Annotated in this window: 7 protein-coding genes; 4 read left to right on the forward strand and 3 right to left on the reverse strand. The window is 65.0% G+C overall.

Annotated features, from left to right (window positions below; genetic code table 11):
- The first annotated feature begins 46 nt into the window (after positions 1 to 46).
- Positions 47 to 3,124, forward strand: coding sequence for an efflux RND transporter permease subunit (locus tag ACTJGZ_RS01355; protein WP_441661256.1), 3,078 nt, complete (start codon positions 47 to 49; stop codon positions 3,122 to 3,124).
- Positions 3,125 to 3,165: 41 nt separating this feature from the next.
- Positions 3,166 to 4,659, forward strand: coding sequence for an efflux transporter outer membrane subunit (locus ACTJGZ_RS01360; RefSeq protein ID WP_441661162.1), 1,494 nt, complete (start codon positions 3,166 to 3,168; stop codon positions 4,657 to 4,659).
- Between the two features lie 37 nt (positions 4,660 to 4,696).
- Here ACTJGZ_RS01360 and zapD read toward each other — a convergent pair whose 3' ends face one another.
- The 3 genes from zapD to ACTJGZ_RS01375 form a co-directional block, all read right to left on the reverse strand.
- Entirely contained in the window at positions 4,697 to 5,452 is a 756-nt protein-coding gene (gene zapD, locus ACTJGZ_RS01365; RefSeq protein ID WP_441661163.1) for a cell division protein ZapD, read from the reverse strand.
- Between the two features lie 154 nt (positions 5,453 to 5,606).
- Positions 5,607 to 6,275 (reverse strand): dephospho-CoA kinase, encoded by a 669-nt coding sequence (gene coaE / locus ACTJGZ_RS01370; protein ID WP_441661257.1) that lies wholly within the window; start codon positions 6,273 to 6,275, stop codon positions 5,607 to 5,609.
- 5 nt (positions 6,276 to 6,280) lie between these two features.
- The gene (locus ACTJGZ_RS01375) at positions 6,281 to 7,003 is read right to left on the reverse strand and encodes a prepilin peptidase (RefSeq protein WP_441661164.1); all 723 of its coding nucleotides are present in this window, start codon (positions 7,001 to 7,003) and stop codon (positions 6,281 to 6,283) included.
- Between the two features lie 194 nt (positions 7,004 to 7,197).
- Here ACTJGZ_RS01375 and ACTJGZ_RS01380 point away from each other — a divergent pair, with 194 nt between their 5' ends.
- Positions 7,198 to 7,992, forward strand: a complete 795-nt coding sequence (locus tag ACTJGZ_RS01380) for a copper resistance protein NlpE N-terminal domain-containing protein (RefSeq protein ID WP_441661165.1) — start codon at positions 7,198 to 7,200, stop codon at positions 7,990 to 7,992.
- 162 nt (positions 7,993 to 8,154) lie between these two features.
- A partial coding sequence (locus ACTJGZ_RS01385; protein ID WP_441661166.1) for an MFS transporter occupies positions 8,155 to 9,269 on the forward strand: 1,115 nt, incomplete at its 3' end.

A 9,269-nucleotide genomic window follows, 5' to 3' on the forward strand; every position in this document is an offset into this window, starting at 1 on the left:
GCCTTTCGCCTGAGCCTGAGCCGGACGGAGGCCGGCAGGCGTGAACCTGGCGCGTCCTTTCGTCCAACGGCCCATTGCCAGCATTCTGATCGCGCTGGCCATCCTGCTGCTGGGCCTGCTGGCAGGGCGCCTGATGCCTGTCGCCCCCCTGCCAGCGGTGGATTTTCCCGCCATCATGGTGCGCGCCAGCCTGCCCGGCGCCGACCCGGAAAGCATGGCTGCTACCGTCGCCGCCCCGCTCGAACGCGCCTTCGGCAATATTTCCGGTGTCAGCAGCATGACCTCGCGCAGCGAGCAAGGCGGCACCAGCATCCTGCTGCAGTTCGATCTGTCGCGCAATATCAATGACGCCGCGCGCGATGTGCAGGCCGCCATCAATACGGCGCAAGGGGAATTGCCGGCAGGCATGCCGCAGTTGCCCAGCTATTTCAAGATTAATCCCTCCCAGGCGCCGATTCTGGTGCTGGCGCTCAGTTCGCCCAACCTGTCGCCAGGGCAGCTGTATGACGTTGCGGCCACCGTGCTGGCGCAGAAAATCGCTCAGATACAGGGTGTCAGCGAAGTATCGGTCGATGGCGCGGCCCTGCCTGCCATCCGCGTGCAATTGAACCCTCAGGCCCTGGCGCACAGCGGCATCGCCCTGGATGATGTGCGCCAGGCGCTCTCCAATGCCAACCCGCTGCAGCCCCGGGGCATCATTGAAAACGACAAGCTGCGCTGGCAGGTGCAAAGCGCCGACCAGCAAAAGCGGGCAGCCCAATACCAGGACCTGGTGATCCGGTATCAGGATGGCGCAGCCATCCGCCTGGCCGACATCGCAACCGTCACCGACTCAGTGGAAGACCGCTATACCAGCGGCTTTCACAACCGCAACCCGGCAGTCATCCTGATGGTCAGCCGCCAACCGGGTGCCAATATCGTGGCCACCATCGCGGACATCCGCGCGCAGCTGCCTGCGCTGCAGGCGCTGATTCCCCCCGATGCCACCCTGACCGTCGTCGCCGACCGCTCACCCGGCATTCATGCCACCCTGCGCGAAGCCGGGCTTACCCTGCTGATCGCCTCGGCGCTGGTTGTCGCCGTCATCCTGGGGTTTCTCGGCAGCTGGCGCGCCGCGCTGATTCCCAGCGTCGCCATCCCGATCTCTCTGGTCGGCGCCCTGGCCATTATTTATCTCTACGGTTTTTCACTCAACAACCTGTCTGTCATGGCGCTGATTGTGGCCGCAGGACTGGTTGTCGATGATGCCATCGTGGTGATGGAAAATATCCAGCGCCACATCGAGCGCGGCCTGGCGCCGCTGCCCGCCGCCATACGCGGCGCCGGGGAAATGGGTTTTACGCTGCTGGCCATGAACCTGGCTCTCATCATGGTGTTTGTCGCCATCCTGGCATTGGGCGGCATGATCGAACGCTTTTTCCGCGAGTTCTCCATCACGCTGGCAGCCGCCGTCCTGGTATCCCTGTTCCTGTCCCTCAGCCTGACGCCCAGCCTGTGCGCGCAATTGCTGCCCGGACGCCCGCCGCCCGGCGCCCATGCCCCTCGTCCCGCCTGGCATGACCGGATGTTTGCCAGTGTCCGGCGGCAGTATGGCGCCAGCCTGCGCTGGAGCCTGCGCCATCAGCCTTTGGCATTGCTGGCGCTGGCTGGCGCCATGGCGCTGACAGTCATCCTGTTCGCCGCGGCCCCCAAAGGCTTTCTGCCCCAGCAGGATACCGGCCAGTTGCAGGGGTTCATCCGCGGCGATGACGGCGCCTCTTTCGAGGTCATGCAGCCCAAGATCGAGCAATACCGCCGCCTGCTCGTCAATGACCCCGCCATTGCCGATGTCATCGGCACCAGCGGCGGCGGCATGGGGGTCAGCAACGGGCGCTTGCTGGTGCGGCTCAAACCCCTGGGCGAACGGACCGAAACCGCCAACGAAGTCGTCAACCGGCTGCGCGCCCAGCAGCCAGTCATTCCATCCGGCATGCTGTTCCTGGCCGTAGATCAGGACATCAATATGCCACGCTCCATGGGCAGCTCCGGCGACTATGAGCTGACCCTGCTGTCCGGCGACCTGGAACTGCTCCGCACCTGGGCCCCCCGGGCGCGCGCCGCGCTCATGGATACGCCTGAACTGGTCGATATTTCCCCCAGCAATAGCGACCGCACCCAGCAGATCAACCTGGACATCGACCGCGAAGCCGCCCGCCAGCTGGGGGTGGACATGGAAGCGATCGCCACCACGCTCAGCAACGCATTCAGCCAAAGACAGGTAGCCACGCTTTACAGCCCGCTCAACCAGTACCGCATCGTCATGGAGCTGGACCCGCGCTATACCGGCAGGCCGGAAACCCTGGATCAGCTGCATGTGCTGGCACGCGACGGCAAGCGTGTGCCGCTCAGCGCCTTTGCCCGCTACGACTACAGCATGGTGCGCGACCGGGTGAACCATGATGGCGCGTTTGCCGCCGAGAACATCAGTTTCTCGCTGGCCGACGGTATCTCACTGGATACGGCCATGGCCGCCATCGACCGCACCTTGGGCGACATCATGCTGCCCAATAGCGTGCAGGCCCGCCTGGGCGGCAACGCGGGCATGTTCCAGAGCAGCATGGATACCCAGCCCATGCTGCTGCTGGGCGTGCTGATCGCGGTTTACCTGGTGCTGGGCATCCTCTATGAAAGCGCGCTGCACCCGCTCACCATCCTATCCACACTGCCCTCGGCCGGCCTGGGCGCTTTCCTGGCGCTGCGCGCCACCCAGACGGAATTCACCCTGATCGCCCTGCTGGGCCTGTTCCTGCTGATCGGCATGGTCATGAAAAACGCCATTTTGATGGTGGATTTCGCCCTGGTCGCGCAGCGCCGGGGCACTGCGGCGGCCCCTGCCATTTATGCCGCCGCCTGCCAGCGCCTGCGTCCCATCCTGATGACCAATATGGCGGGCCTGCTGGGCGCCCTGCCGCTGGCGCTGGGTTCGGGCGACGGCGCGGAAATGCGCCAGCCCCTGGGCATTGCCATTGTCGGCGGCCTGGCGATCAGTCAGTTGGTCACGCTATACACCTCGCCAGCCGTCTATCTGCTGATGGATCGCCTGAAACGGTGGCGCAACCGTCCCGCGCCTGCCGTCCAGCGCTGATATGATGTGTTCGCCTTCTTCGCATCCGCCTTTTGCTTCCTATGCTCCCACGCTCCCGCGCCTCCGGTTTTTCCTTACTGCAGCCTGCCCGTCATGACGCTGGCAGCCGGCAACGGCCAGGGCTGCGCTGGCTGGCTGCCGCAGCCCTGCTGGCCCTGGCCGGATGCGTCAGCGGCCCGGACTACCGCCGCCCCGCCGCGCTGGAAGACATGCCCGCCACGTTCCGCCAGCTGGATGGCTGGCGGACAGCCGAACCCGGCCAGCCGCTGAGCGATACCGCCTGGTGGCAACGCTATCAGGACCCGGTACTGACGGAACTGCTGGCCCGTATCGACAGCCACAACCAGAACCTGCTGCAAGCGCAAGCCCGCCTGCGCCAGGCGGACGCCCTCATCGGCCGCGCGCGCGCCGCCGGTTTGCCTACCGCTGGCGCCAATGCCGGCTATACCCGCAGCACTGGCGGCACGGATAATTACACCACCGGCCTGAACATTTCCTGGCTGCCCGATCTCTGGGGCCGGGTGCAGCGCGACGAAGAAGCCGCTCAGGCAGCCGCACAGGCCAGCGAGGCCGACCTTGCCGCCGTGCGCCTGGGCGTGCAATCGAATCTCGCGCAAGCTTATTTCCGCCTCATCACCCTGGACCGCCAGGCCGAGTTGCTGGCCGCCACGGAGCAAGCCTACGTGCGCGCTGCCGAACTGACACGCAACCAATACGAAGCCGGCATCAGCGCCCGGGCGGATGTCGTGCTGGCCGAAACCCAGCTCGAACAAGTCCGGGCCCAGCGCTACAACATCGCCTGGCAACGCGCCCAGAATGAACACGCCATTGCCGTGCTGGCGGGCGCCGCGCCCTCGGCCCTGCAAATCGCGCCGCAACAATCCCTGCCTGCGCTGCCCCCCTTGCCGGAAGCCCTGCCCGCCACCCTGCTGGAACGGCGCCCTGACATCGCGGTGGCAGAACGCAATATGGCGGCCGCCAACGCACGGATCGGCGTTGCCGCCAGCGCCTGGTTCCCCGATCTCACCCTGAGCACCTCGGGCGGCTTCCAGCACAACAGCCTGAATCACTGGCTGACCGCACCCAGCCGCGTCTGGTCCTTGGGGCCAGCCCTGGCGCTGACCCTGTTCGACGGCGGCGCGCGCCAGGCAACGCTGACCCAGGCGGAAGCCGCCTACGACGAGCAAGTCGCACGCTATCGCCAGACCGTTCTGGAAGCCTTGCGCGAAACCGAAGATGCCCTGGCCGCCCTGCGCACCCGGGCGCAGGAAATCGAACGCCAGGAGAAAGTCGTGGCGCTAGCGGAAGAAAACCTGAGGCTGGTCATGAACCGCTATCAGGCAGGCATCGTCACCTACCTGGAAGTCACCACCGCGCAAACCACGGAGCTGAATGCGCGCAATACCTTGTTCGCCCTGCAGGGCGAACAACTGGCCGCCAGCGTCCAGCTGATCGCAGCGCTGGGCGGGGGCTGGTCGGACACCGCCCTAGACACCCGGCCCGCGGCACCCAGCCCGGCCCGCCAGGCGCCCTGAGCACCTGCAGCACGCGCGGCGGGCAGCGCGCGGCGGCTCATACCCCCAGGCACAGCGCCAGTTTGAAGCGGACGTCACGCTGCAGCGGCTGCGGCCGATAACATCCTTCCTGCGTCGAGAAACGCAGCCATATCATATGCTTGTTCGCACTGATATCAGGAAATGTGCCATCACTGCTGTCCACCCAGACACGCAATAAATGCCCCGCCTTGCCATGCAGCATCTGGCGGTAGGCGCCAGCATGCGCCACTTCCTGCTGGACTTCCCCCCCCCGCCGCAACAGATCCAGCAGCAACTCCAGGGCCTCGCGCATGACGGAAAACGGCGCGATCCATTGCTGCAAATCCTCGCAGCGCGAGCTCGCTTCCTTGGACTGCCAGGCATGGTAGGACGGCATATCCACATGCGTCGTCCCGCCCAGCACCGCCATTCGGCCGCGCAGGCTGGCCAGCCATTCATTTTCACGCAACAGCTGGCTGGCGCGGGGCTGGTGCAAGAGCTGCCCGGCCACACGTGCCAGCGCGCCCAAGGTATCGTCCAGCACTTCAGGCTCGACGTCAGGGTGCTCCCGCAAACCTTGGAGCGCCTGGCGCTGCCGCTCGATGTCCTGCAGCAACCCGCCTCTCAGGTCCACGCGCTCCGTGGTTTCGATCAGCTCGAATAACGCGCCCATGGCCTGCTGGTGCAGGCGGAAGTCTCCCGGCTGGGAAAAATAGAACAGACGGTCAAACAGGGACTCCAGCCGCAGAAATACGCGTATTCGTTCATTGAATGGATATTCGTATAAAGTCACTCGCCTCGGCACCCCTGTTGTTCTGGCCGGCGGTACCGGCTTGATTCAACCCTTGCAATCCCAAGCATAAGCCAAGCCGCCGTTGCTTCGGCGGAATGTCCTAAAAAGTGTTCTTTCCTGCAGCACACCTGCGGGCAAGGCGCGGGCCTGCCACTCAGGCGCCACGGCGCAAACTGGACATCCATTGCTCATGGGCACGGCGCACACGCTGCAATAAATCCGCCTCGGATGTATTGCCGTCATTCAGAATGACATCATGCGCAACCGCCAGGCGCTCGGCACGCGTCGCCTGCGCATCCATGATACGCCTGATGGTTTCAGGCGTCAGCCCGCTGCGCGACTGAACTCTTGCAAGTTGTGTCGCCGGATCGCAATCCACGACGCAAATCCGCCCCACGCGCTCGCGCCAGTCTCCTGATTCCACCAGCAGCGGCACCACTGCCACGCGATAGTGCCCCGCCACCTGCGCCAGCTGGCGCTGTGTTTCGGCGCGGATCAGCGGATGCAGGATACCTTCCAGGGTCTGCCTGGCAGCAGGATCCTCAAAGACCTTGGCACGCATCCAATCACGGTCCATCGCGCCATCCGCCCGCACGACCTGGCTGCCGAACGCCGCTTGCAGCACCGGCATGGCAGCACCGCCAGCCGCAGTCAGTTCATGGGCCACGACATCCGTATCCACCACGCCTGCGCCCCACTGCGCCAGCCAGTTCGCTACCTTGCTTTTCCCTGACCCGATACCGCCAGTCAGGCCCAGCGTCAGCCGCTGGCCGCCCGTTGCGTCAGGCAGCCACAGCCCTGCGTCCGCTGCTGTTTGCTGCATGTCTTTCATGGTGCGCCTATCCATAGCAGGACTGCCGCGCCAGCCCAGGCCAGATGTATGCCAAAGGGCTGCGCCGTGCGCATGCCGGCGCGCCGCGCGGCAATCAGCCAAAGGCCATAGGCCAGCCCGGACACGGCGGCCATCAGAATCAATTGAGGCAGGGCCGCCAGGCCCACCCAGGCGCCCAGCGCCGCCAGCAGTTTGAAATCTCCGTAACCCATACCTTCGCGCCCGGTCACGAGGCGAAAGCCATGGAACAGCAGCCACAGGCAACCATAGCCCGCGACTGCCCCCAGCAAGGCATGAGACAAAGGCACCCAGCCAGACGCCAGATTGAACAGCAGACCGGCCCACAGCAAGGGCTGGGTCAGGCTATCGGGCAACAACATGTCGCGGGCATCTATCACCGCCAGCAGCAGCAACACCCACAGGCAAAGCAGCATGCATAAGGCGCCCCAATTCATGCCGAAGCGCCAGGCGCACAAAGCGGCCAGCGCCACCGCGCCCAGCAGCAGCACCCACCGAGCCGGCCGCGTCAGCGCAGACATAGGCGCTACAGGCATAGGCTCTACAGACATCGGCAGCGCGGCGTCCCCGGCATCCGGGCCGCAAGCTGTACCGGGCTCCTGCCCTTGCTGCGCCCGCAGCCAGTCCTGCGCGTGCCACGCCCATTCATACTGCATGCGCCACGGCAGCCAGGCAGCCAGGCGCACAAGCACTGGCGTCACGGCCAATCCGGCGGCCAATGGCAGCAACCATGCGGCCCAAAGGGGCAGATTCCACGTTTCCCACATGGTTTAGGATGATAACAGTGCATCCCCGCCGACGAATGCGTAGAATTGTCACTTGAGACCTTCCTGTTTTGCCCATGCGGCACATGCCAGACTCGCGATGCTGGCAAGCAGGAGCCAGCAGTCAGACCTTGAGCTTTTCACTGACCACCATGCGAACCATGCCACTGCCCATCCGGCGCGCCTACCGTGCCTTGACACCGCTTGCAGCCATGCTCGGCGGCGCGCTGCTGCTGTCAGCTTGTGCCAGCAATACCGATAGCGCCTATGCCCCCCGGGCAGAAAACAGCGCCACCGATGCGCGCAATCAGTATCAGGACTTCCGCGGCCGCGAAGCCGTGCGCGCGCCCAGCCAGCTGCAGATTTCCCTGGACCGCAACAACATCCGGAAAAATAAGCAAACGGCTGCCGCCGCAGCCGCCGAGGCCGACGCCGAAGCGCAGCCGCAAGACGGCGAAACCCCGCCGGATATCGTGGCCGCTGCTGGCGACGGCCCCGCCGTCCTGCCCGAACCGGCCTACGAAGGGTCGCCCTGGCTGCGCGATACCCAAACCTATCTCGGTACCGTACCCTGCTTTACCGGCGACGAATCTTGCCGAGCGCAGCGGGTCACCCTGACCCTGTCGCCCAATGGCCGCTGGCGCAGCCGCACCGTGACCATAGACCCGCCCGCCAATCCGCCGGAAAGCTATACGGATCAAGGCTGCTGGCGTGTTTCCGGTGAAAGCCGCGAACGTGTGACGCTCTACAACACCGAACGCACCCAATCCATCGCCAGCTTCAGTTTCAGCCACGGCAATGCTCTGGTTCTGCGCCAATTGCATGACCAAGGCAGCCGCCTGACCTACCGCCTTTCGCGCCAGCCTGAAATCGACCCGATCAGCGAATTGGGCCAGGCCGCACCGGATTGCCACGTCGTTCCCTGATAAGCGCCAGGCGCGCGGCGCTGCGCTGCCCCGCCTGATGTCTTCCCGGCGCAGCCAGACGGCTGCGCCCGGCACTTCCCCTGCCGCCGCCTCAGCTGCCCAAATCTAGCCGCATGGCCGCGCGCCGGCTTTCTCTCTGCTTTATCGTCGCCACACTGCTACATGTTCACCTTGCTTGCCACGGAAAAACGCGCGCTGGCCGGTCTATCCGGCATGTTCGCCATCCGCATGCTGGGGCTATTCCTCGCCCTGCCCGTCCTGAGCCTCTACGCCGCCGATCTGCCGGGTTCAAGCCCGGCGCTGATCGGCCTCGCCCTGGGCATTTACGGCATCACCCAAGCCGTGCTGCAGATCCCCTTCGGCCTGCTCTCCGACCGCTATGGCCGGAAATTCATGATCGCCATCGGGCTGGCGCTGTTTCTGGCAGGCAGTATCATCGCCGCCCAGGCCGAAAGCATGACCGGCCTGATCCTGGGCCGCGCCCTGCAAGGGGCAGGGGCGGTCTCCGGCGTGATTCTCGCGCTGCTGGCGGATCTCACACGCGAATCGGTGCGCACCCCGGCCATGGCCCTGATCGGCCTGTCGGTCGCGCTCTCCTTCGGCATCGCCATGACGGTCTCGCCCATCATTGCCGCCAGCCATGGGCTATCCGGCGTTTTCTGGTTCACGGCAGGCCTGGCACTGCTGAGTCTGTTTGCACTGTGGCGCATCGTGCCCGACTCCCCAAACACCGTCCGGCACCGTGACGTTTCCATTGATTTCGGCATGCTGGGCAGCACCCTGGCCCGGCCAGAACTGTTGCGCCTGAATCTTTCCGTCTTCGTCCTGCACTTCACCTTGATGGCCGTTTTCATGGGCGTGCCCACCCTGCTCGAACAAAGCGGCACGCCGGCTGCCCGCCACGGCTGGATTTATCTGCTGGTCATCACGCTCTCCATTCTGGCCCTGATTCCCTTGATGACCCTGGCCGAACGGCGCAATAAAGTCCGTGCCATCATGCTGCTGGCCATTGCGCTCACCACTGCAAGCACTGCCGCCATGGGGCAGCTGCGCAGCCACTATGGTGTCATCACGCTGCTCTGGAGCTTTTTCATCGGCTTCAATCTGCTGGAAGCCATGCTGCCATCGCTGCTGAGCAAGCTGGCCCCCGCCGGGGCCAAGGGCACCGCCATGGGCGCCTATTCCACCTGCCAGTTTCTGGGCACCTCGCTGGGCGCCATTCTTGGCGGCCGCCTGGCTCAGAGCTATGGCCTGGAAGCCATTTTCCTGATGACTGC

Origin of the sequence: Kerstersia sp. (assembly GCF_052103615.1) — a bacterium.
Lineage (GTDB): Bacteria > Pseudomonadota > Gammaproteobacteria > Burkholderiales > Burkholderiaceae_B > Kerstersia.